We start from the raw sequence: 23,195 nt of genomic DNA on the forward strand, positions 1-23,195 counted from the left end.
GTCATGCCCAGAGCATGGCCCCCATCTCCAGGGGGTGGGTTAGCGCCTTGTGGTGCGGGTAGATGCGCAATCGCAGTGTTTGTAACCCCGGGTAGGGTGGCTGGATCCGGGTTTTGAACAGGGTCTTACCGTCTTTCTCTCCGCTGGCTTCCAGCACAAATGCGTCGGGCCCGGGGCCAGTGTGAGTGCCGGTGCACTCAGGCTCGACCAGGCATTCCACCCGTACATCATCGGGCGCCAGACCATTCAGCGCCACCGACACTTTCAGCTCCACGGATTCATCCCAGTGACAGCGATCTGACACGCAGCCGTCCACATGGATGGACACGCCGTTCCAGGCCTCGTGCACCCGGGCTTTCCACTCTGCCAGCTCCTGCGCCAGTGCGGCATTGTTGTCTCTCAACCGTGCGCCCTGCCGGGTGGCTGGCTGATAATAGTTGCGAACATAGTCCATCACCATACGCTGGGCATTGAACCGGGGCGTAATGGTTTTCATGGACGCTTTGGAACGGCTTACCCAGCCCTGGGAGTAGCCCTGTGAGGCTCGGTTGTAATAGAGCGGAATCACTTCCCGCTCCAGCAGGTCCAACAGGTCCCGGGCTTCCTCGCGGTTGCGAAACTCCACATCCAGTTCGATGTCCCGCGGCGTAATCGCCCAGCCATTGGTTTCGTCATAGCCTTCACCCCACCAGCCGTCCAGCACGCTCAGATTCAGGGCACCATTAACGGCCGCTTTTTCGCCAGAGGTGCCGCTGGCTTCCTTGGGGTATTCCGGCGTGTTGAGCCAGACATCAACACCGCTCAATAACCGGCGCGCCATGGCCTGATCATAATCCTCCAACAGGATAATGTGCCCCATCAGGTTGGGCTGCATGGAGAGGTCGTGTATGACCTTGATCAGTTGTTGCCCGGGTTTGTCCTGGGGATGGGCCTTGCCGGCAAATACCAGCACAACCGGCTGCTCCGGATTGGTGAGCAGCCGTTCCAGGCGGGCCAGATCGGAGAAAATCAGCGTAGCTCGCTTATAGGTAGCAAAGCGGCGGGCGAAGCCGACCACCAGCGCGTCATTTTCCGGCGACACCAGCTTGCGGGCCATTCGCTCAGTGACTGAATGGCCCGTGCCATTGCGCTTGTGCTGGCGTTTCAGGCGCCGCACGATGAACTCGGCCATCTGCTGCTTCAGGGCCTTGTGAACGCTCCAGTAATGGTAGTCCGGGATCTTGTCGATGAACTGCCAGAACGTCGGGTTTCGCAGTTCACTTTTCCAGGTCGGCGCCTGGATATCGAACAGACTTGCCCATTCCGGCGCCAGGAACGTTGGCACGTGAACACCATTGGTGATATAGCCAAGGGGATTCTCGGCCGCCGGTATCTGTGGCCAGATATCGCCTTCCATCCGAGCGGCTACACCGCCGTGAATCCGGCTTACGCCGTTATGAAACCGGGAGCCCCGAAGGCCGAGACTCGTCATATTGAAGCTTTGATCACCATTTTTGCTGCCGAGCCCGAAAACGGCATCGAATTCCAGCCCGGAGTGGTCCAGGAAAGGCGACAGGAAGTGCTCCACCAGGTCGCGGGGGAAGATATCGTGGCCCGCCGGCACTGGAGTATGGGTGGTAAACAAGGTGCATCCGGCTACCGACTCAAGGGCGGCACCAAAAGACAGCCCTTCGGCCATGGCCATACGGCAACGTTCCAGTATCTGGAAGGCTGCGTGGCCCTCGTTGATATGCCACACCGTAGGCTGAATACCCAGGGCGGCCAGTGCCCGGGTGCCCCCAATGCCAAGCAACATTTCCTGGCTGATGCGGGTAGCGGAGTCGCCACCATAAAGCTGTAAGGTAAGTTCCCGGTCTTCATCTGTATTTTCCGCGGTGTTGGTGTCCAGCAGGTACAGGGAAATATGCCCGACCCTGGCCAGCCAAACCCGTGCATGCACTTCGCGCCCCGGGAAGGGCACAGAGACGGTCAGTGCCTTGTCATCTACCTCTACCGGCGTGATTGGCAGCTCATCGCTGGAGTGGCACTGATAACGGGCAATCTGGTGCCCCTGAGCATCAATGGTCTGAATGAAATAACCCTGCTGATACAGTAGCCCGACGGCGACAAAGGGTAACCCCAGGTCACTGGCCGCCTTGCAATGGTCACCAGCCAGTATGCCAAGGCCCCCGGAGTAGATCGGGAAACTCTCGTGAAACCCGAACTCGGCGCAAAAGTAGGCCACAAGGCTATCTTCAGGGTTCAGTGCCTCCAGCACTTCGGTGCCGGGTTCGGATTCAAGATAAGCGTCGTAAGCGGATAATACTCGACGGTATTCGGCGAGAAAGGCGCGGTCTTCCGATGCCTGATCGAGCCGGGCCTGGGCCACCCGTCGCAGGAACAGTTTCGGGTTGTGCTCCACTTTTTGCCAGAGACGGAGATCAATCCGCGCGAACAGACTGCGCACGCCATGATCCCAGCTGTAGAACAGGTCATTGGCCAGCGCATCAAGTCGCTCCAGTGCTTCTGGTAGTCTGGGGCGGGCTTCCAGCCGGAATTCAGTTGCGGTGTGCATGGTGATGACCTCCTTGGGCCAGGGGCACCGTGTCAGTCTTCATGTATCCGGTCGTTGACGGTAATGAGGTTCCGGTACAGGGCCGCGTATTCGCCGGCCCGGTTCTTCCAGGAATAGTCGCCTTTCATGCCGTTTTCCTGCAGTTTGCGCCAGGTTTTCCGGTCCTCCCGCGCTGCCAGCGCACGGGTAATGGCGGCATGTAATGCATCTGGCGTCGCCTCACGAAACACAAATCCATTGGCTTGTTCCGGTGTTTCCTCATTGGGGTCAAACACCGTATCGTTAAGGCCGCCGACGCCGTGCACCACAGGTACGGTGCCGTATCTCAGGCTGTACATCTGGTTCAGGCCGCAGGGTTCAAACCGGGAAGGCATCAGGAAAATATCGGCCCCGGCGGTTATCCGGTGTGCCAGGCCTTCGTTGTAACCGAGCGTGAGTGAACATTGCCCGGGCCATTCACGAACCATGGCTTTCAGGCTTTCCTGGTAGTGGTGTTCGCCGGAGCCGAGCAGGGCAAACTGACATCCTCGTTCCAGTAATGGCTTGATGACCCCGAGCAGCCAGTCCAGCCCTTTCTGTTCCACCAGGCGCCCGACGAACCCCAGCAATGGAGCCCCGCAAACCTCCAGCCCGAGTTCCTGCTGCAGCCTTGCCTGGCATTGTGATTTGTTGGCGGGGTAGTCCGCGCCGTAGTGAAACTCCAGGTGCGGGTCGTCTTCCGGGTTCCATTGGCGGGTATCAATGCCATTGAGAATGCCCTTCAGCCTGGCGGATTTGTGGCGCAACAAGCCGTCCAGGCCATTACCGAACCAGGGTGTCTGGATTTCATCGGCGTAGCTGGGGCTCACGGTGGTGATGGCATCGCTGAACACCAGTCCACCTTTGATAAAGGAAAGTTGGCCGTGGAATTCCAGGAACTCGTAGCGCCACAGGGAATCGGGCAGGCCCAGGGCCCGAAAGGTCTCATGGGAAAACAGCCCCTGGTAAGCAAGATTGTGGATGGTGAACACGGTTTTCGGGGCATCCTGACTGTCCGCCAGGAACACCGGAATCAGTGCGGATTGCCAGTCGTTGCAGTGAACGATGTCCGGGCGCCACGCCAGACCCAGTTGCCCAAGTGCCAACATAGCTCCAATTCGCCCGAACAAGTGAAACCGGTGAGCATTGTCCCACCAGTCTTCACCATTTTCATTCTGATAGGGGCTGTCGCCAGCACGATCGAAAAGAGCCGGGCAATCCACCAACCACAGAGTTACCGCCGTACCCGGCAGACGGGTTTGCCACAGGGAGACATCATACTGACCAAACCGGAACCGGGTTTTCCTGCGGGCGCCACCCTCTCGCGCTGCCTTCAGTGCAGCAGGATAGCCGGGCAGCAGAACCTGACAGTCGTAGCCCAGACGGCAGAGTGCCTCAGGAAGGCTGGCGGAAACATCGGCCAGCCCCCCGGTTTTCACGAGAGGAAAAACCTCACTGGTAGCAAACAGCACCCGGGTCATGGCGCGGGCCTCAGCATAACCAGCCCAAGGGGCGGGAGTGTTAACTCCAGGGAACACGGTCGGGCCATCCAGGGTGTGGGCTCAGCTTGCAAGGGCAGGGGGTTGCCGAGGTTGCTGCCGCCATACCAGGTGGAGTCTGAATTAAAAACTTCCTGCCAGTTGCCTCCGCCAGGCAGGCCTATACGGTAGTGATGCCTGGGCACGGGTGTAAAGTTGGCAACAACCACCAGCGACCCATGCTCCGGTGAGCCGGCAATCCGTAGAAAACTGATCACGGATTGGGTGGAGTCGTGGCAGTCAATCCACTCGAATCCTTCACCGGTAAAGCTTTTTCGATACAGGGCCGGGTATAGCCGATAGAGGCCGTTAAGGTCCTGGATCAGTTTTCGCAGCCCCTGGTGCTCCGGGTATTGCAATAGATACCAGTCCAGCTCACGGCGTTCGCTCCACTCCTGGCGCTGGCCGAATTCACCCCCCATGAACAGCAGCTTCGCGCCGGGGTAGGCAAACATGTAGCTGAACAGCAGGCGCAGCGAGGCCCTCTGCTGCCAGTCATCTCCCGGCATTTTCTGAATCAGGCTGGATTTGCCGTGTACAACTTCGTCGTGGGATAGCGGCAGCACGAAATTTTCCGAAAAAGCGTAAAGCAAACCAAAGGTGAGCTTGTCATGGTGATACTGGCGATACACCGGATCCTGTTGCAGGTAATGCAGGGTGTCGTGCATCCATCCCATGTTCCATTTCAGGTTGAAACCGAGCCCGCCAATTTCCGGAGGCCGGGTCACCCTGGGCCAGGACGTGGACTCTTCCGCCATCATCAGTACACCCGGAAACCTGCTCTGGCACACCCGGTTCAGATCCTGGAGGAAACGGATCGCCTCCAGATTCTCATGGCCGCCATGTTCGTTCGGCAGCCATTCACCCTCATTCCGGGAGTAGTTCAGGTACAGCATGGAGGCAACGGCATCCACCCGTAGCCCGTCCATGTGAAAGGTATCCAGCCAGAAAAGCGCACTGCCTATGAGAAAGTTCCGGACTTCGTGGCGACCGTAGTTGTAGATGAGTGTGCCCCAATCCTGGTGACGCCCGCGGCGGGGATCTTCATGTTCATAGAGTGCCGTGCCATCAAATTCGGCGAGGGCGAACTCGTCATCGGGGAAATGCCCCGGCACCCAATCGAGAATCACGCCGATGTTGTTCTGATGACACAGGTCGACCAGATATCGAAGATCATCCGGGCTGCCATAACGGCTGGTGGGGGCGTAATAGCCGGTAGTCTGGTAACCCCAGGATTCGTCCAGCGGGTGCTCGGTAATCGGGAGTAGCTCAATATGCGTAAAGCCGGTTTCCAACACGTAGGGCACCAACTGATCGGCCAGCTCCCGATAGGTCAGCCAGCGCCCGGAACCGTGATGACGCCAGGAGCCAGGGTGTACCTCATAGACAGAAATAGGGCTCCGCTGCCAGTCGAACCGGTTTCTGCACTCAAGCCAGTCGCCGTCGCCCCAGGCGTATTTCCCCCGCTCGGTCACAACTGCGGCATTGGAAGGCCGGTGCTCAAAGGCCTGACCGTAGGGATCGGTTTTGGTGATGTCGTGGCCGTTTCGGGTTGTGATGGCAAACTTGTAAAGGTCTCCCGGCTTTACTCCCCCAACGAATACCGACCAGACACCATAATCTTTGTTAACCGCCATGGGATGACGGCTGCTGTCCCAGTCGTTGAAGTCGCCGATCACACTCACGGCCTGGGCGTTGGGTGCCCAAACGGCAAAACGGGCGCCTTCGATTCCTCGCTGATTCCCAAGGTGGGCACCCAGCACATTGTAGATATGCCAGTGCCTGCCTTCGGCAAACAGGTGCAGGTCGAACTCACTCAGGGCGGGGCTTTCCATAGACCACAGATTCCTGAACAAAAGTGGAAACCAGAGGTTAGACCATCAATCGTTTTTGCGTTTGTACAAAATATGACCTAAGACAATTGTACGTCATAATTCAATGATAGTGTTTTTCTGCAAGAGCAAACGTCAAATTTGTGTCGGCGCGTATCCGGTTTAAACAGGGAAGCTGCTATGCAAACCGCCAAGCGTTTCGTCAGTCGTCTTACTCGTCAAACCCTGGCCCTGGTGCTGGCTGGCGGCAGGGGCTCACGGCTTCACGACCTCACCAAATGGCGAGCCAAGCCCGCCGTTCCCTTCGGGGGTAAGTTCAGGATTATCGATTTCCCGTTGTCCAACTGCATCAACTCCGGCATTGGCCAGGTAGGCGTCATTACCCAGTACAAATCCCACTCACTGATCCGTCACATTCAGCGCGGCTGGGGATTCCTGCGGGGGGAGCTGGACGAATTTGTGGAACTGTTGCCAGCCCAGCAGCGCATTGAGACCTCCTGGTACGAGGGCACAGCAGACGCCGTACTGCAGAACCTGGACATCATTCGCAGCCACCAGCCGGAGTACGTGTTGATTCTGGCAGGTGACCATGTCTACAAAATGGATTACGGCACCATGCTGGCTGCCCACGTGGAGCAGGAGGCGGATATTACCGTGGGCTGCATTGAGGTGCCCGTCGAAGAAGCTTCGGCGTTCGGGGTGATGTCGGTGGATGAAGATTTACGCATTACCGAATTCGAGGAAAAGCCGGCCCACCCCAAGGCTATGCCGGGTAAACCGGGGACAGCGCTGGTGTCGATGGGTATTTACGTGTTCAGCACGAAAGTTCTGTTTGATGAACTGCTGCGGGATCACAAGATGGACGGTAACTCTTCCCATGATTTCGGCAAGGATATTATTCCCTCGGTGATCAAGCGCCTTCGGGTTACGGCTTTCCCGTTCCGGGATCCAGTCAACAACAAGGTAGCATACTGGCGAGATGTCGGAACCATCGATTCCCTGTGGCAGGCCAACCTGGAACTGATCGGTATCAGCCCGGAACTGAATCTGTACGATTCGGACTGGCCGATCTGGACTTATCAGGAACAGTTACCGCCGGCCAAGTTCGTGTTCGATGATGACAACCGTCGGGGCACGGCCGTCGATTCCATGGTGGCCGGCGGCTGCATCGTTTCTGGCGCTCACGTTCGCCACTCGCTGTTGTTCTCCCAGGTACGGGTGCATTCCTTCAGTGAGGTGGAGGACGCGGTAATCTTCCCGGACGTGGACATTGGACGCGATTGCCACATTCGCAAAGCGGTGATTGACCGCGGCTGTCGGATTCCGGAGGGCACCCGGGTTGGCTTTGATCGGACGGCAGACGAAAAACGCTTCCACGTGTCGTCTAAAGGTGTTGTGCTGATCACTCCCGAGATGCTCGGGCAGGATTATCCCCATGGCCTCTGACCCCCGCACGCCAGTGGTACTTTGCTGGCATATGCACCAGCCGGATTATCAGGATCACAGCAATGGGCAGTTCCTGTTCCCCTGGGTCTATCTGCACTGCATCAAGGATTATGTGGACATGGCTGCGCACCTGGAAGCCCACCCGGATGCCCGTGCGGTGGTGAACTTCGCGCCGGTGCTGCTGGAACAGATTGAGACCTATCTGTACCACATTGAGCGATGGCGCCATGGAGGGCAAACCATCGGCGATCCTCTGCTCGCGGCTCTGGTTGATCCGGCGCTGCCGGAACCTGGCTCACCGGCATTTCTGGATTTAATGGAAAAGTGCCTGAGGGCAAACGCCGAGCGGATTATCAAGCGTTTTCCCGCCTATGCCCGGTTGGCGGAAGTGGCCGAACTATACCGAACCCGGCCCGACATTCAGCGCTATCTTTCTACCCAGTTTCTTGCCGATCTGCTGGTGTGGTACCACTTGGGCTGGATGGCGGAAACCGTGCGCCGCAAACATGGCGTGGTACAAAGCCTTCAGGAAAAGGCCCATCAGTACACACTGGACGATCGCAAGGCATTGCTGGACGTGATCGCAGAATTGATGGCCAGCATAGGTCCGCGCTACCGCCACCTGGCGCATACCGGCCAGGTGGAACTGGCCATGAGCCCCTGGGCCCATCCCATCGTGCCCCTGTTGCTGGATTTCAGTGCCGCCCGAGAAGCGATGCCAGACATTGCGCTTCCGGAGCATGACCACTACCCAGGGGGGAAAGAGCGGGCCATCTGGCATCTGGCCGAGGGCAGGCGAGCCTTCAAGCGCTTTTTCGGCACCGAACCTGCGGGTTGCTGGGCATCTGAAGGTGGGTTGAGCCAGGCCACGCTGCTGTTGCTTGGCGAGCAAGGCTTTCGATGGACCGCTTCCGGTGATTCAGTCATCAATAACTGCATCAACAAGGCCAGGGCGAACAAATCCTTGCCTGAAGGTGCCAGCATCCATCAGCCGTACCGGTTTACTGATGCCAATGTAACGGCTTTTTTTCGTGACGATGGGTTATCCGATCTGATTGGTTTTACCTATGCCGACTGGCACGCCAGGGACGCGGTTGGCGACCTGGTGCATCACATGGAAAACATTGCCAGAGAAGGCAAGAACCCGGTGATCTCGGTAATTCTGGACGGCGAGAACGCCTGGGAGTATTACCCGGAGAACGGCTTCCATTTTCTGGACGAGCTGTACCGGACACTTGAGAAACACCCGAAACTGCGGCTGACCACTTATTCGACCCTTCAGGAAGAGCATTACACAGAGCCTGTGCAACTCCCGGAACTGGTGGCTGGAAGCTGGATTTATGGAACCTTTTCCACCTGGATAGGCGACCCCGACAAAAACCGGGCCTGGGACCTGCTGTGCGAAGCCAAGCAGCATTTTGACCGGGCGCTGGATAATGGCTCCCTCAACACAGATCAGAAGCAGGCGGCCACACATCAGCTCGGATTGTGTGAAGGCTCGGACTGGTTCTGGTGGTTTGGCGATTACAACCCGGCAGCGGTGGTTCGGGATTTCGAGCAGCTGTATCGCCGGCACCTGGCCAACCTTTACGAGCGTATTGGCTACCCGGCGCCGTCCAGCCTGTTCCAGCCCCTGAGCCAGGGTGGAGGGGAGCCCGCCAAGGGCGGTGCCATGCGGCCGGGGCATGAGGCCGATCCATGACTGTAGAAATGCCATCCAATCCGGTTCTGGCAAGGCGGCGTGCCGGTGTGCTGTTGCACCCGACCGCATTACCTGGCGTTTCCGGCAAGCTGGGCGCCGCTGCCCGGCAGTTTGTGGATGTTCTGGCCGAGGCAGGCATCACGGTGTGGCAGACACTGCCATTGGGGCCCACTCATGCAGACCTTTCGCCGTACCAGTCGCTCTCGGCCCATGCCGGGAACCCCGTTCTGATCGACCTTGAGGAACTGGTGGCGCCCGGTCTTCTCGATAGCCAGGAACTTACCGCCTTTACCCGTACCGAAGCCCTGGAACATGCCAGCCAGCGATTCCATGCCGGTCGCTATCGTGAGTCAGAAGCCCTCAACGCACAGGCCTATCAGAATTTTTTGGAGCACCATCAGTGGCTGGATGATTTTGCGCTGTTCATGACAGCCAGAGAGGCGTTTCCGGGCGTGAACTGGCTGGACTGGCCGGAAGACCTGCGCGATCACAAGCCGACAGCCCTGGAGGCCCTGAGAGAATCCCACCAAAGTACACTGGAACGGGTGTGCCTGGAGCAGTACCTGTTTTTCATACAATGGACAGCGGTGCGTCATTATGCGGCCGAACGGGGCATCTGGCTATTTGGCGACATCCCCATTTTCGTCGCTCACGACAGCGCCGATGTCTGGGCCGCACCCCACCTGTACAAGCTTGATGGTGAAGGTAAGCCCAGAGTGGTTGCCGGGGTGCCCCCGGACTATTTCTCCCCCGAGGGTCAGCACTGGGGAAACCCGCTATTCGACTGGCAGCGAATGGCGGAGGACCGATACCACTGGTGGGTGCAGCGCCTGGCCAGCCAGCAGGAACGGTTCGATCTCCTTAGAATTGATCATTTCCGGGGGCTGCAGGCTTACTGGGAGATTCCGGCGGAGAATCCGCGCCCGGTCGATGGCTACTGGATGCCGGGCCCGGCCGATGATTTTCTGGAAACCTGCTTCCGGGAGTTACCCCGTTTGCCGCTGGTTGCCGAGAACCTGGGCATCATCGGGGAAGATGTGGAAGCCCTTCGACACCGTTTCCGGTTACCGGGTATGACCGTCATACAATTCGGTTTTGATGGCAGCGCCGCCAACCCCCATCTATTGCATAACCACAAGGAATGGGATCTGGTGTATACCGGCACCCACGACAATGACACCACACTGGGCTGGTACCAGAGCCTGGATGAGCGAACCCGGGAGCATGTTAACCGGTATCTGAGGATTAACGGCCCGAATATGCCATGGCCCGTGATACAGGCTGCGATGGGCTCGGTATCACGACTGGTGATCGTCCCGATACAGGATCTTCTTGCTCTCGGATCCGAGGCACGCTTCAACACGCCCGGCACGATCCAGGGTAACTGGAAATGGACCTTACCCGAGGATTATCGAGCGAGGATCGACCTGCCAGGGCTGAGAAATATTGTGAACCTATACGGTCGATAGCCGAGTGGTCACCCTCTTGATCAGAATCAAGATGATTAATATTTGATCAGGTGTAAAGTGGAGGAGTTGCGGTATCCACTCGGCAAGCTGACAGGAGGAAACGGCATGGAACACCGGCTAAGCCAACGCGTAGAAGGCGGGTTGCCCATTCTGGTCTACAAACGTGGCATGCCAGTAGCGACTGGTATGATCCGGGACGCATCCAGGCGTGGTCTGTTTATTGCGACCGATTATTCGGATGTGAGGCTGAACCAGACGATCGAGCTGTCCTTCCGGTTTCCGGAACGTTCGGAGCGGGGGCACTGCACACTGAGCGCCCATGTGGTTAGGACTGATGATGGCGGTCTGGGGGTTGATTTTGACGGCGTTGAGAACGATGCGCTGACAATTTCTGAACTGATTGCCTGCCTGCAGGAACAGGCTTCTACAGACCTTCTTGCCGGGCGAGTTCGCAAGCAAATGCACTGACTTCAATAATGACAACAACTGATTCTGTAAGGGACGACTGACATGGCACGACTTGAAGGCAAAGTAGCTGCGGTAACCGGCGGCGCACTGGGCATTGGCAAAGCAACGGTTGAACGGATGGCAGAAGAGGGCGCTGCCGTTGGCATTCTTGACTGCCTGGATAGCGAAGGCGAGACCCTCGCCAAATCACTCAGCGACAAAGGCTACAAAGTTGGTTACTGGCACTGCGATGTGACCAATGAACAGCAGGTAAAAGCCGCTCTGGACGGTGTGGCCGGGCACTTCGGAACGCTAAACGTCGTGGTTAGTAACGCCGGCATTTCCGGCGCCAACAAGCCGACCCACGAAGTGACCGAGGAAGAATGGGACAAGGTACAGGCGGTTAACGTAAAAGGGGTGTTTTTCTGCACCAAACACGCCATTCCTCACATGAAGAAGGCCGGCGGTGGAAGCATCATCAATCTGTCTTCCATTTACGGCCTGATCGGCGCGCCGGACGCACCTCCATACCATGCGTCCAAGGGCGCCGTCCGGTTGATGACCAAAACCGATGCGATGCTCTATGCCCCGGACAACATAAGGGTGAATTCCGTGCATCCGGGCTTTATCTGGACCCCGATGGTCGAAAACCACCTGAAAACCACCGGCCAGGATCTGGAAGCTGCCAAACAAGCCACCGCCGCTTTGCATCCTCTTGGCCATATGGGCGAGCCAGATGACATCGCCTGGGGCATTGTTTTTCTCGCCTCTGATGAGTCCAAATTCATGACCGGGAGCGAACTGGTTATCGACGGCGGCTATACCGCGCATTAATGGCTGAAGCCCCATGACTCTGGCCGCGTATACCATGAGGGCCCTGCCAGCACAGTTGTCTGGGCTGATGGCGATTGCACTGGATCTGCAGTGGAGCTGGCACCACGGATGTGATCAGTTGTGGCGACAGCTGGATGAAGAGATCTGGGAGGCAACCCACAACGCCTGGCTGGTGCTGAACAGTGCTTCGGCAGAGCGGCTGCAACAGCTGGCCGAAGACCCGGAATTCCTGACCCGGTACCAGCAACAACTGAATCGCCATGAGGCCTTCAACCAGTGCCCGACCTGGTATTCTGAAAACTGCGGAAACCAGCTGGCCACTGGCGTCGCCTGGTTCTGCATGGAGTATGGGGTGTCGGAATCCCTGCCGTTATACAGCGGCGGCCTGGGCGTTCTGGCCGGGGATTTCCTGAAGGCTTCCAGCGATCTGGGTGTGCCGGTCACAGCCGTGGGCTTGCTCTACCAGCAGGGCTATTTCCGGCAGGCCCTGAACGCTGAGGGGGAACAGCTTGAGTTTCACCCCTATAACGATCCGACCATGCTCCCGGTTACTCCGTTACGGGACAGCAACGGAGAGTGGGCAAGGGTAAACGTACCTTTTCCCGGCCGTACGGTTCGCCTGAGGGCCTGGAAAGGACAGGTGGGGCGCTGTGAATTGTTGCTGCTCGACAGTAATGACCCCCGGAATGAGCCCGGCGACCGGGGTATTACCAGCGAGCTCTACAGCGGCGATCCGGAAAAACGCCTGCAACAGGAAATGGTGCTTGGAATTGGCGGCTGGCGCTTGTTGGCACAATTGGGGCGCAAACCTGCTTTGTGCCACATTAACGAAGGCCACAGCGCATTGGCGTTGGTTGAGCGCGCGGTGCACTGGCAACAGCAGAATGAGACCAGTTTTGAAGTGGCGCGGCTGGCAACCAGAGCCACCAACCTTTTTACCACCCACACTTCAGTAGCTGCTGGTTTTGACCGGTTCCCGGCGAAACTTGCCCGATTGTACCTGGAGCCCTGGTTGCAGGAAATCGGCCAGCCGCTGGAGACCATACTGACCGTTGCCAATGGTGGTTCAAGCGATTTGAACATGTCGGGGCTTGCGCTGGGTATGAGCGGGCGTTTTAACGGTGTCAGCCAGATTCACAAACAGGTCACCCAATCCATTTTCCAGCCCTGGTTCGGGCGCTGGCCGGCGGCCGATGTGCCAGCAGAATACGTTACCAACGGCGTGCATACCCCCAGCTGGGATTCTCCGGAGGCGGACGAATTATGGACGTCGGCCTGTGGCCAGGACCGCTGGCGACAGCCTATGACGGACCTTTGCCCGCTGAAAGAGACTACTGACCATGATCTCTGGCAGATGCGCAGAAACCAGCGACATCGATTGGTGTATTACCTGCGAGCGCGACTGCAGAGCCAGCATTGTGAGCACAACTACGGCAACAGCGAGGAAGCGGCGTGTGGTCTGCTTCTGGATACTGAGTCTCTGACGCTAGGTTTTGCCCGCCGCTTTACCGATTACAAGCGCCCGGATTTGCTGCTGACAGATCCGGAACGACTGATCCGACTCCTCAGCAATCGGGACCGGCCCCTGCAGATTGTATTGGCGGGGAAGGCCCACCCCCACGACAACGAAGGCAAGGACATCATCAAACGCTGGAAGCAGTTCACCCGCCTGCCGGAAGTAGAGGGGCGCGTGGTATTCATTGAAGACTACGACATGGCGGTGGCCAGCGAACTGATTCAGGGCGTGGATGTTTGGCTGAATTGCCCGCGCCACCCCTGGGAAGCCTGTGGTACCAGTGGCATGAAGGTGCTGGTAAATGGTGGTTTGAACCTGTCCCAGTATGATGGCTGGTGGGCAGAAGCCTGGCAGCCTGAGCTGGGCTGGGCCATTCGGCCGGGAGCCACCTTCGAGGAGTTGAGCCAGACGGATAAACACGATGAGGCGGATGCCGAAGAACTCTATCAGTTGCTGGAGAATCAGGTTGTGCCTGAGTTCTACCTGCGTAATGAACAGGGTTTACCGGCCAACTGGCTGGCGAGAATCCGGGCCAGCATGAACGAATTAACTGCACGATACTCGGCCAACCGCATGGTGCGGGAATATGTCACGGATTTCTACCTGCCCATGGTGGCCCAAGGCGCGGAGCGCAGTGCAGTAGGTGCTGACGAACTAGTTTCAGTGAAAGAAACCATAGCCCGACACTGGCCACGCCTGAGGTTTGGCGCAATGGACGCCCGGGAGGAAGGCCAAAAACTGCGTTTCGATCTGGATGTGTATCTGGATGGCCTGAGCCCGGAACTGGTCGCCGTAGAGTTGGTGGCAGAATCCTCAAACTCCGGCCCACGCCTGGTGCAGTCTATGGCGTTCAGCGGGCCACTACAGGAAGCCGAACAGACGTACCGATATTACTGCACGGTGCCACCACGCCCGCTAGAGCATTTCACTCCACGCATCCGCATTCATGAACCCAGGCTAAACCTGCCCCTGGAAGACGCTCACATTCTCTGGCTACGCTGATCAGCCGCGCCAGAAGCCCGGTGAGAGCACGATCACCACGCTCAGGATTTCCAGACGCCCCATCAGCATGCCCACTGACAGAATCCACTTGGCAGCGTCGGGCAGCGGCGAGAAGTTCCCGGCGGGGCCAATGATATCGCCAAGGCCAGGACCAACGTTGGTCAGTGAGGTGAGGGCGCCCGAAAGGGCAGTGACAAAGTCGAGCTGAAGGGATGCCAGCAACACGGTGATCACCAGCAGACATAACAGGAAGATAAAGGTATAGGCAATCATCGAGGAGATGATTTCGTCGCTGACGGCCCGGCCGTTGTAGTTACGGGTAAATACGGCCCGTGGATGCAACAGCCGCATTAGCTGCTCTCTCAGAATGATCAGCGATAGCTGGAACCGGAAGATTTTCATGCCACCGGCGGTTGAGCCGGAGCAGCCACCCACAAACATGAGAAAGAAAAACACCACAAAGGCCAGAGGCCCCCAGGCGGAATAATCTTCAGACGCATAGCCCGTGGTCGTAACAACGGACGTCACATTAAAAAGCGTGGCTGCGTAATTGTGAATCGGATCGAAGGGTACCGGGGAGACCCACCAGCGATAGAGCGTGAGCATGGCCGGCACCGCGAACAGAATCCCCAGGAACAGACGAACCTGCTGGTCACGAAAAAGAACCCCGTGCTGGCCGTGCATTTCCCGCACAAACAGGAAGAACGGCAGGCTGCCGATGATCATGAAAAAGGTGGCTTCCAGCAGGATAAGGTCGCTGAACTTACCCATGGACAGGTCTGAGGTTGAAAAGCCGCCTGTGGCAATGCTGGTCAGACCATGGTTGAACGCGTCAAACAGAGTCATACCAGAAAGCCAGTAGGTGACAACCGCAACCACGGAAAACACCAGATACACCAACAGCAGGCCCCGGCTGAGAGTCTTCATACGTGGCAGAGCCTTTTCCGTCCACTCAGACGATTCGGTAGCGAACAGGCGCATCCCGCCTACCCGCAGGAAAGGCAGCACGGCAACGAACATGCCGATAATCCCGATACCGCCCAGCCATTGAAGGATCGAGCGCCAGAGCAGCAGATCCTTGTCCATCGTGTCCAGACCGGTGAACACCGTAGCCCCCGTGGTGGTGATGCCGGAAGTGCCCTCAAAAAACGCATCCGCCGCCGAGATGTCATTATCGCTCAGGTAAAAGGGAAGGGCAGATAGAAGGGCGATAACAAACCAACTGGAGACCGTGAGCACGAACATATAGCGAGGTTTCAGTTCGCGGGGTTCACGGTAGGTCAGCAACAGCCCCAGAACACCAAGCACGCAAACAATAGCCGCCGATTCGGCAAACGCGATGGCATTGGGTGCACCGGAAGGGGTGGCAGCCAACAGCAGTACCGGTAACGTCATGAAAACACTCAGAAGTATAAACATGACGCTGACAATGAAGACGACAGGGGCTAGGTTTCTCAAGGCACGCTCAAGCCAGCTGACAAAAAGACGGCGTCAGCATACCCGCGGGCTTGCTTAACCGCAAGGAAACAGGCCCCGGACAGAAGTATTAACCCGGAATTAAATCGGCGTAAAAAATGGGTAAATACGGAACGCACCTATGGCGGGAATCGTCGGACTGATGCACGTTTACTGTCAGGCCGTGAAGGCCTGTATGAACAGGGAGAAAGACTATGAAGACCACAAGAAAGGTTCTTGTTGCATCAACTGCCTTTGCCGGGCTGGCCCTGACTGGGCTTGCTTCTGCCCAGGATATGTATAAATCCGGTGTTGGCGGGCTCTACGCCGGCCTGAATTACACCTTCATGGAAACCGATTTCGATGGCCTGGCAGAAGCCGACACCAGCACCTTGTCTGGCAAGGTCGGCGTTATGGCCACGGACTATTTCGGTGTTGAGGCCCGAGCGGGCTTTGGTGTGGATGACGATCGGATTGCCGGCGTTGACGTTAAAATCGACAACTTCTTCGGTGGTTACGGCACGGTAAACGTGGTGAACGAGAGCCCGGTAACACCCTACGCTGTTTTCGGTTTCACTCGTATTGAAGCTGAGGCAGGCTCAGTGGAAGACGATGATTCCGATTTCTCGTACGGTGCCGGCGTGAACGTAAAGTTCGCCAAGAACCTGTCAGGCAACCTCGAATACATGCGTTACTACGATGACGATGATATTACCGTAGATGGCATCGGCCTGGGCGTTCAGGTCAACTTCTGACGATGAGATAACCAATGCCTGCGGGGCGGAACCTCGCAGGCTTTCGACTTTAGCCGTTCATCACAGAGCCAAGCAGAATCACCCCGGCATAGCCCACTGTGTACGCGGCCAGAAGGTGTAGCGCGTACTTCAGGTAAGCCACAAACGTGAGCCCCTCAATTTTGCTCATGGCTACAATTCCCGCCGCAGAACCGATTACCAGCAACGAACCACCGACGCCAACGGCATAGGTTAGCCCCATCCATTCCCCGGGGCTCATGTCGATACCGGACTTCAGCAGTGCGGCCGTTAAAGGCACGTTATCGATGACCGCGGAGAAAATGCCCATCAGATAGTTGGCGTACACCGGCGGCATGACATCATAGATTGCCACCAGTGAATCCAGAGCATGAATTTCTTTTAGCATACCCACCAGAAGCAGGATCCCCAGGAAGAACAGCAGGGTTTCAAACTCGATAACCCGGATGTATTCGAGAATCGGGTCCAGATCCGAGTCGTCGCTCATGAAGCGGGACACCAGGAACATGATGGAAAGACCAAAAAGGAAGGTCAGCACTGGCGGAATACTGAATAACGCGTTGCCAGTAATGGTGGCAATGATTGTAACCAGAAACAGGCCCGCGATTACCGCGTCTACGGTTCGGACTTCATTGGAACTGGCTTTCAGGGTAACGGTGCCGGACAGACCCCCAGAAAGAAGCACGGCCAGCAAAAACACCGTGATTGAAGCGGGAATGGCCAGTGTCAGCAGCGTCAGGATTTCCACTTTGTCTGCCAGGAAGATCATCAGCGTGGTGACATCGCCGGTGATCAGTGAAACGCCGCCGGAGTTCACTGCAAACACAACCAAAACAATGAATTGCAAACGCTTCTTAAGATCCAGGTTTAAAGAGAGAATCAGAGAGCACGAAACCAGCGTTGCTGTGATGTTATCGGCCAGGGAAGAAAATACGAAGCAGAACAGACCGGTCAGAAACAGTAATCGCCGCTCGGTGACCTGACGAGGCATGATCAGGTAGATCATGTTTTCGATCATACCTTTCTTGTTCAGGTAGGCCACAAATGTCATCGCCGCCACCAGAAACAGCCATAACCCGGCGATCTCGGCAATGCTCTCCGAAAGGCCAGAGGAAACTGCAGCGGTTTCGTCTACACCGGAACTGAACAGAAACAGGAGAACCCAGCTGAACGTACCAAAGAACAGTGTGGTTTTCGCCTTGTTGACGTGAATGACTTCTTCAAAGATGACGCCGAGCAGCGCCAAAATGGCAACAGCAATCAGAACAGCTTCAAGAATCGGCATTTTGGAACCCTGAACACCGGGGGAGATAAGGCAGCGATTCTAAACCCATTAGTCGCAGCCTCCAAGGTTAGTAAACTACTGGGCACTGGCTATACTCAAATCTGACGCACATCAAAAGGGCATTCGCTCTTTCTGTTATTGATGGAAAGGTCACAATGGGGAGAGAAAGTCATGAAACACAGTTTGAGAACACTGGTCTGTGCCAGCCTGATTTCGCTGCCACTCGCTACCTTTGCCCAGGGTGGATCCGGGCAGGGCAGTCAGGCAGGAATGATGAACCAGGAACGGATTCAGCAAATGCAGCAGAACATGGATCGAATGAACCAGACCATGCAGCAGATGCAGAATGCGACGACCAGAGAAGAACGCCAACGCCTGCGGCAGGAACATATGGAGCACATGCAGGAACACCTGCAGATAATGCGAGAGTCCGGAATGGGGCCAGGCATGATGGGCCAGGGCGCGGGAATGATGGGGCAAGGCATGGGAATGAACGGCCAGGGCCCCGGCATGGGCAACCGAAACCCCGGTCAGGGCCAGATGAAGAATCAGGGGCCTGGCAACAGCGGACAGGGAATGCGGCAAGGTAACCCGGCCATGAGCGAAGATCAGCGGCTGCAGCGCATGGAACAACGGATGGACCAGATGCAGTTGATGATGGAACAAATGCTTCAGAATCAGCGCCAGGGAAACCAGTAACGCCGAAAATGAATTAAACCGGGCCGTCTTCACGCTCGGAATTATCGGCGCAGGAACGTGTTTGGCGTGCCAAGCTGATGGTACTGGCTGGGAAGTGGGTGCTGCCGTGACTTTCCACGATAGTAAACTCGCAAACCGGGACTTTGGCGTAACCACACAACAATCCATCGATTCGGGGCTGCCGGAAACTGATGTTGATAGTGGGTATAGATCAACGGGGGTTAATGTCAGCTACCGCAATTACCTGGGCCAGAACTGGCAGATCTTCGGAGAAGCTATGTACGAAGCGTTCGGGAGTGATGTATCCGACAGCCCAATCACTCGAAATGATTATGAGGCGGAAATAGGCGTTGGCTTCATTTATGTTTTTTAGGTTTGGCTGGCGCACGCAGGGATGCGCTCAACGTCTGTACCGAAGAGGTGGGAGTGACAGCTTCCATAAAGTGCGTACACTATGCATCAGAACATATGATTTAACATAATATACATTATGCGCAGTTGGATATCAGTTCAAATTACATTATTACGGATTTTATCTTTGGGCTCTCTCCTCGCATCCGAGCGGCTTACCAGGAACTTATCCGATCAGCAAAACCGGTCAAGCACGTGTGCTTACGCCGGATCAGTTCGCCCACCTCTTGAGTGTGATCCGGAAGCATCGCTATCCGGAAAAGATCACTGGACCACGCGCGCTCCCCAGCACCCTTGCCTACATAAAATATGCCCCCTCGGACCGTTTTATGAAAGTAGACGTAGTAGTCGCGCCGAATATACGGTTCCACCGATAACGAAGTCCGGCTTTTTCAACTGCCAAGTTGGATACGCTCTTTCAGCCACTTAATCATTGTGGTTCCACCGCCCAACGCGAAGCGACGGCCCCCGTCAGGGTCGTCCGCCTTGCGCGTATTGTTAAAACTCTCAATCTCTATCCCGTCGTCCAGAGATTACGCTTAAAACATTAACGACGGCATTCGTTGCTTCCGCGCACAAGGCCGCCAGCCTAAAATCAGCAGTGCGGCGATGCGTCAAATCGTTAGCTAAATCCAATGACGCCCGAGCGTGGCGCCGTATGTTTTCATTCGACTTGCCAGGGATCATCGCGGATATATAGGCGTCGATCATGCGTTTTGCGTCAGTTTTGGATGGAGAAATATCTTCTTTGCTGGGATGCAGATCTGGATCGTAAACAGCCTGCGCTACGGAAATCAGAGTTTCGCGGGCGAGCAACCCAACACCTTGATATTGTTCTTCTGTTGTAGCCTGCGCCAATCGAAGTTTTATCTCACCCATACTACGATCCACTCGGACCCAACCCGTGGGATCATCGAACACAGGATTAATAATTTGCGACTTCATCCCCTTAACTGTCTCGATCAGGGGATCGAACATTTTTCCGAGATATTCTCTTCTAGACTGATAGGTGGGGAGTGCCCCATCGCTCCATTTCCCGTACCACTGCCACAGATCAGAGAAAGGATTTGGGTTGTCTAGGTTTCTCTCTCGTAATCCTTCTGCGATTTCTGAATATCTTGCCTGATACTCAGTGTTTACACTCTGAATCCTGGCCCCACCGGTTGAAACAGAAACCATCAAGCTTTTCTGAAGCTCAAGGTTATTCAGGAGGTCTTCGTGAGTAGTTCTGTAGGCTTTACCTTGAATATCCTCAGTTAATTCTGGCGAAACAACTACTTCGTCAATCCAAGATTGGCTGTAAGACCGAAACAGAGTTTCTGCCTTATTTTTTATGCTTTGTTCGATGCCTTTTATCTCTAGCTCAATATTAGAATATAGCTCAAGAGGAACGCGGCAATAGATGCCGTAGATGGTTGTTCCTCCATCCCAGTTGTCATAACCGCTCACCTCAATAGAACAGGTACCTTGAGACAGAACTTGGAATTCAGCGGCTAGTTTTTCTCGCCGAAAAAGATTAGCGAGGGTAGCGATTATCCGCCGCGTATCGTCAATAACTGGATCCATATTTCCCTAGTTTTAACGCCGGTGGTAATGAGCGGCTACGGAGCGCAGCGCAGTAGGCGTCCCGTTGACCACTTTGTTAGCTGCTAGCTCCACGACGAGCCTCCAACTCCTCTCTTTCAATCACCTGACTAAGCATCGGGCGCAATGCTTCGATTGCCGTGACAAGCTCTTGAATGTCGAACTCCTCGCCACGAAACATAAAGCACTTTCTCTCTGGATCGTACCACCGCATCATATCCGTCTCTTCAAAACCTGCGATCATTCCCTTTGGCCCCACGAGATCTTGCGCATAGTTCTTTCGAATGCTGGTTTCGCGCCAATGATCTATGCGCTCATCAAAATGCTCTAAGTGGTCTCTGAGTGTTCTTTTGTGAAGCGGATGATCTTCGTCAGGAAGCCCCACTTTTTGCCGCAATACCACACCTCGGCGACCGCGAATTTCTGCTTTCTGCCCACGCCCAACTGGAGGCCAAAAGATTCGAGAAATATTGCTAGCATGCGTGAGGAGGCTGTGTAGGGACCGGAAGATTTCGCCCTGTATAAATCTGAACCTATCCCAGTCCTGGGTTCCGTTCTCACTTTTAGAGTCTGCCTGCATTGCATTGTTGAGTGCTATCACAGCACCGATTGCCATACGACATTGGGTCTCGGCCTCGTTGAGGTATACAACAATTTCGCGGCTATTCATGCTCCCTCACAGCTAACAGCTGATTCATGACAAATGACATCTATCCTCCCAAGCGCTTATCAGCACGAAACAGAGTGTCACCCATCTTTTTTATCTTTCTATTTTATGATCTTAGAGTACAAACCCACTAGCTAATGGCGCATAAACGCAAAATGTCCAATTTGGGCGGACAATCTGATTGCTTATCCCATATCTTATAAAACCCACTATTTCATAACTTTCACAGGCTTGTAAGCCCAGGCGGTGAAAATAGACGAAGGTTTTCGACATTTGTCGTTGATCTACGCAGAACAGGCAAACTCACCCGAGGCCATCTGAGAACCCTCCGGCGCAATGTCCGCTTTTGTTTAATAGCCCCCCACTACTCATGCCTGTTACGCGCTCCCAATCTTTCGGTTCCAGCGATATTCATCCGAACGCCAAGTCGGACGACGAGTTTAGCACCTTGTGTGATCGTCCAGCATACCCAGGGGTTCCTGTTCCGAAATAGAACCTGTGAGTAGTGCAGCCCCCTACTTTGTTTGCCCTGGGCCCGCTAAACTCACCAGAATGGGCTAGCCCTCACTGCCAGGAAACACACAAGGAATCAGGAGCTTTCCAGACCCCATGACCAACCATTTTGAGAGCCCCTTCAAAGGCGAGTTTCTCGCAAGCCAGGTGACCAACCCCAACATCAGGGCCGGGCGATACAGTTACTATTCCGGTTATTACCATGGCCATTCATTCGACGATTGCGCCCGGTATCTCATGCCTGATCGTGATGACGTTGATCGGCTCGTTATCGGCAGTTTCTGTTCCATCGGCTCCGGTGCATCGTTCATCATGGCGGGCAACCAGGGCCACCGGCACGACTGGGTTTCCGCGTTTCCGTTCTTTTATATGGCAGATGAAGCCGCCTTCACCGGTGCCTTGGATGGCTTTCAGCGGGCTGGCGACACGGTGATTGGTAGTGATGTATGGATCGGCTCAGAGGCAATGATTATGCCCGGTATCACCATCGGTCATGGCGCCGTTATTGGAAGCCGTGCGCTGATCACCCGGGATGTCGAACCCTACACGATCGTGGGCGGCAACCCGGCGAAAACTATTAAACAGCGGTTCTGCGACGAAGACATTGCGCGGCTTATGGAGATGGCCTGGTGGGACTGGCCGCTGGACGACATTCAGACTGCGATGCCATTACTCTGCTCTGGTAACATCCGGGATCTGTATCACTATTGGCAGGAGTCCGTCCGTTCATGAATCCCCTTCTAGTGCTGCTGTTTCTGCTCTGGAGCGGCTTTGCTCTGGCAGCAGCCCCTGCCTCCCTGCAAGACGAGCTTGCCGAGGAGGCCGGCATGCTAGGAAGCATACTCAGTGATGGGCGAGCGGTTTTCTTTCCCGAAAGTGCCTCTTACCTCCCCCTCTCATCGCTGAGTGGCCCCGGTTACAGTAACGGTGTGGCCGTGCTCATGACTCTGGGGGGTTGGGGAGGCGGAGCAACCAACAATCAGTACCTTGCCTTGTACGCGATCAACGACAGTATTGCTGGTATGTCGCCGGTCAAGACCTACCGCTTGCTTTCTGTTCGTCACGTTGGGGGCAAAGGTGACCGTCTGTTCACTGGCGTTCGCGAAACCGGAAAAGGCCTCGTCCTGTCCGGATTTAGCTATGCGGCTGAAGACCCGCTCTGCTGCCCGGCCGAACCACTGGAGGTCACCTTCACCTTCGGGGCGCGCGGTGAGCTTGTCCCGGCAGCCTCTCCAACACTCGGTAAAGAGAGTGCCCGATAACCGGGCCTCTCAGCACCTTCTCTTGCCGCTCTTCAGGTGAATGAAACCAACACCAGCAGGCTGAGAAATACACTGATCACAATCGTCAACCCGGAAACACCATCCGAGTCGGCGCCCCCCGATAGCCACCGCCTTAACGCTTTCAGAAAACGCTTTGGCGTGTAGATGGTAAGCGTCCGGCCATCACA

The 23,195-nt window shown here is 56.0% G+C and carries 18 protein-coding genes; 11 read left to right on the plus strand and 7 right to left on the minus strand.

Annotation, left to right across the window (positions count from 1 at the left end):
• Position 1: 1 nt before the first annotated feature.
• Genes glgP (Q669_RS03420) through glgB form a run of 3 tightly spaced genes read right to left on the minus strand, consistent with a single transcriptional unit; the run spans position 2 to position 5,945 of the window.
• Positions 2 to 2,554: an alpha-glucan family phosphorylase gene (glgP, locus tag Q669_RS03420; RefSeq protein WP_022991255.1), complete on the minus strand. Its 2,553-nt coding sequence runs from the start codon at positions 2,552 to 2,554 to the stop codon at positions 2 to 4.
• Between the two features lie 32 nt (positions 2,555 to 2,586).
• Positions 2,587 to 4,053, minus strand: a complete 1,467-nt coding sequence (gene glgA, locus Q669_RS03425) for a glycogen synthase GlgA (RefSeq protein WP_022991256.1) — start codon at positions 4,051 to 4,053, stop codon at positions 2,587 to 2,589.
• A complete protein-coding gene (glgB, locus tag Q669_RS03430) occupies positions 4,050 to 5,945 on the minus strand; it encodes a 1,4-alpha-glucan branching protein GlgB (protein ID WP_022991257.1) in 1,896 nt (631 codons plus the stop codon). The genes glgA and glgB overlap by 4 nt, the downstream gene beginning before the upstream one ends.
• A gap of 177 nt (positions 5,946 to 6,122) precedes the next feature.
• On the opposite strand from glgB, the gene glgC reads away from it, so the two are divergent.
• The 6 genes from glgC to glgP (Q669_RS03460) all read left to right on the plus strand — a co-directional run bounded on the left by glgC (position 6,123) and on the right by glgP (Q669_RS03460) (position 14,358).
• Positions 6,123 to 7,388, plus strand: coding sequence for a glucose-1-phosphate adenylyltransferase (gene glgC, locus Q669_RS03435; RefSeq protein WP_022991258.1), 1,266 nt, complete (start codon positions 6,123 to 6,125; stop codon positions 7,386 to 7,388).
• Positions 7,378 to 9,090: a glycoside hydrolase family 57 protein gene (locus Q669_RS03440; protein WP_022991259.1), complete on the plus strand. Its 1,713-nt coding sequence runs from the start codon at positions 7,378 to 7,380 to the stop codon at positions 9,088 to 9,090. The genes glgC and Q669_RS03440 overlap by 11 nt, the downstream gene beginning before the upstream one ends.
• Complete coding sequence (malQ, locus tag Q669_RS03445) at positions 9,087 to 10,559, plus strand: 4-alpha-glucanotransferase (protein WP_022991260.1); 1,473 nt, start codon at positions 9,087 to 9,089, stop codon at positions 10,557 to 10,559. Before Q669_RS03440 ends, malQ begins: the two co-directional genes overlap by 4 nt.
• A gap of 105 nt (positions 10,560 to 10,664) precedes the next feature.
• The gene (locus Q669_RS03450) at positions 10,665 to 11,027 is read left to right on the plus strand and encodes a PilZ domain-containing protein (protein ID WP_014421476.1); all 363 of its coding nucleotides are present in this window, start codon (positions 10,665 to 10,667) and stop codon (positions 11,025 to 11,027) included.
• A gap of 42 nt (positions 11,028 to 11,069) precedes the next feature.
• Positions 11,070 to 11,840: an SDR family NAD(P)-dependent oxidoreductase gene (locus tag Q669_RS03455; RefSeq protein WP_022991261.1), complete on the plus strand. Its 771-nt coding sequence runs from the start codon at positions 11,070 to 11,072 to the stop codon at positions 11,838 to 11,840.
• 13 nt (positions 11,841 to 11,853) lie between these two features.
• Positions 11,854 to 14,358: an alpha-glucan family phosphorylase gene (glgP, locus tag Q669_RS03460; protein ID WP_022991262.1), complete on the plus strand. Its 2,505-nt coding sequence runs from the start codon at positions 11,854 to 11,856 to the stop codon at positions 14,356 to 14,358.
• Here the strand turns inward: glgP (Q669_RS03460) and Q669_RS03465 are convergent, their stop codons facing one another.
• Positions 14,359 to 15,777 (minus strand): TrkH family potassium uptake protein, encoded by a 1,419-nt coding sequence (locus tag Q669_RS03465; protein ID WP_022991263.1) that lies wholly within the window; start codon positions 15,775 to 15,777, stop codon positions 14,359 to 14,361. It abuts the gene before it with no gap.
• 251 nt (positions 15,778 to 16,028) lie between these two features.
• Here Q669_RS03465 and Q669_RS03470 point away from each other — a divergent pair, with 251 nt between their 5' ends.
• Positions 16,029 to 16,568, plus strand: coding sequence for a porin family protein (locus tag Q669_RS03470; protein WP_022991264.1), 540 nt, complete (start codon positions 16,029 to 16,031; stop codon positions 16,566 to 16,568).
• A 49-nt stretch (positions 16,569 to 16,617) separates the two neighbouring features.
• On the opposite strand, the gene nhaD is transcribed toward Q669_RS03470, so the two are convergent.
• Positions 16,618 to 17,871, minus strand: a complete 1,254-nt coding sequence (nhaD, locus tag Q669_RS03475; protein WP_022991265.1) for a sodium:proton antiporter NhaD — start codon at positions 17,869 to 17,871, stop codon at positions 16,618 to 16,620.
• 171 nt (positions 17,872 to 18,042) lie between these two features.
• Here nhaD and Q669_RS03480 point away from each other — a divergent pair, with 171 nt between their 5' ends.
• Positions 18,043 to 18,570, plus strand: coding sequence for a hypothetical protein (locus Q669_RS03480; protein WP_022991266.1), 528 nt, complete (start codon positions 18,043 to 18,045; stop codon positions 18,568 to 18,570).
• A 61-nt stretch (positions 18,571 to 18,631) separates the two neighbouring features.
• Positions 18,632 to 18,943, plus strand: coding sequence for a MipA/OmpV family protein (locus Q669_RS03485; RefSeq protein ID WP_022991267.1), 312 nt, complete (start codon positions 18,632 to 18,634; stop codon positions 18,941 to 18,943).
• 545 nt (positions 18,944 to 19,488) lie between these two features.
• Here the strand turns inward: Q669_RS03485 and Q669_RS03490 are convergent.
• On the minus strand, positions 19,489 to 20,547 hold the full coding sequence (locus Q669_RS03490; protein WP_022991268.1) for a hypothetical protein: 1,059 nt from the start codon (positions 20,545 to 20,547) through the stop codon (positions 19,489 to 19,491).
• 76 nt (positions 20,548 to 20,623) lie between these two features.
• The gene (locus Q669_RS03495) at positions 20,624 to 21,235 is read right to left on the minus strand and encodes a hypothetical protein (protein WP_022991269.1); all 612 of its coding nucleotides are present in this window, start codon (positions 21,233 to 21,235) and stop codon (positions 20,624 to 20,626) included.
• Between the two features lie 606 nt (positions 21,236 to 21,841).
• Between Q669_RS03495 and catB the strand changes: the two genes are divergently transcribed.
• Positions 21,842 to 22,477 (plus strand): type B chloramphenicol O-acetyltransferase, encoded by a 636-nt coding sequence (catB, locus tag Q669_RS03500; protein WP_022991270.1) that lies wholly within the window; start codon positions 21,842 to 21,844, stop codon positions 22,475 to 22,477.
• Positions 22,474 to 23,007: a hypothetical protein gene (locus tag Q669_RS03505; protein ID WP_022991271.1), complete on the plus strand. Its 534-nt coding sequence runs from the start codon at positions 22,474 to 22,476 to the stop codon at positions 23,005 to 23,007. Before catB ends, Q669_RS03505 begins: the two co-directional genes overlap by 4 nt.
• Positions 23,008 to 23,195 lie beyond the last annotated feature (188 nt).

Origin of the sequence: Marinobacter sp. C1S70 (assembly GCF_000475355.1) — a bacterium.
GTDB classification, from domain to species: domain Bacteria; phylum Pseudomonadota; class Gammaproteobacteria; order Pseudomonadales; family Oleiphilaceae; genus Marinobacter; species Marinobacter nauticus.

Excerpts from the sequence above, each read along its gene's own strand:
- glgP (WP_022991255.1), bottom strand. The coding sequence starts at position 2,554 with ATGCACACCGCAACTGAATTCCGGCTGGAAGCCCGCCCCAGACTACCA.
- glgA (WP_022991256.1), bottom strand. The coding sequence starts at position 4,053 with ATGACCCGGGTGCTGTTTGCTACCAGTGAGGTTTTTCCTCTCGTGAAA.
- glgB (WP_022991257.1), bottom strand. The coding sequence starts at position 5,945 with ATGGAAAGCCCCGCCCTGAGTGAGTTCGACCTGCACCTGTTTGCCGAA.
- glgC (WP_022991258.1), top strand. The coding sequence starts at position 6,123 with ATGCAAACCGCCAAGCGTTTCGTCAGTCGTCTTACTCGTCAAACCCTG.
- Q669_RS03440 (WP_022991259.1), top strand. The coding sequence starts at position 7,378 with ATGGCCTCTGACCCCCGCACGCCAGTGGTACTTTGCTGGCATATGCAC.
- malQ (WP_022991260.1), top strand. The coding sequence starts at position 9,087 with ATGACTGTAGAAATGCCATCCAATCCGGTTCTGGCAAGGCGGCGTGCC.
- Q669_RS03450 (WP_014421476.1), top strand. The coding sequence starts at position 10,665 with ATGGAACACCGGCTAAGCCAACGCGTAGAAGGCGGGTTGCCCATTCTG.
- Q669_RS03455 (WP_022991261.1), top strand. The coding sequence starts at position 11,070 with ATGGCACGACTTGAAGGCAAAGTAGCTGCGGTAACCGGCGGCGCACTG.
- glgP (WP_022991262.1), top strand. The coding sequence starts at position 11,854 with ATGACTCTGGCCGCGTATACCATGAGGGCCCTGCCAGCACAGTTGTCT.
- Q669_RS03465 (WP_022991263.1), bottom strand. The coding sequence starts at position 15,777 with ATGTTTATACTTCTGAGTGTTTTCATGACGTTACCGGTACTGCTGTTG.
- Q669_RS03470 (WP_022991264.1), top strand. The coding sequence starts at position 16,029 with ATGAAGACCACAAGAAAGGTTCTTGTTGCATCAACTGCCTTTGCCGGG.
- nhaD (WP_022991265.1), bottom strand. The coding sequence starts at position 17,871 with ATGCCGATTCTTGAAGCTGTTCTGATTGCTGTTGCCATTTTGGCGCTG.
- Q669_RS03480 (WP_022991266.1), top strand. The coding sequence starts at position 18,043 with ATGAAACACAGTTTGAGAACACTGGTCTGTGCCAGCCTGATTTCGCTG.
- Q669_RS03490 (WP_022991268.1), bottom strand. The coding sequence starts at position 20,547 with ATGGATCCAGTTATTGACGATACGCGGCGGATAATCGCTACCCTCGCT.
- Q669_RS03495 (WP_022991269.1), bottom strand. The coding sequence starts at position 21,235 with ATGAATAGCCGCGAAATTGTTGTATACCTCAACGAGGCCGAGACCCAA.
- catB (WP_022991270.1), top strand. The coding sequence starts at position 21,842 with ATGACCAACCATTTTGAGAGCCCCTTCAAAGGCGAGTTTCTCGCAAGC.
- Q669_RS03505 (WP_022991271.1), top strand. The coding sequence starts at position 22,474 with ATGAATCCCCTTCTAGTGCTGCTGTTTCTGCTCTGGAGCGGCTTTGCT.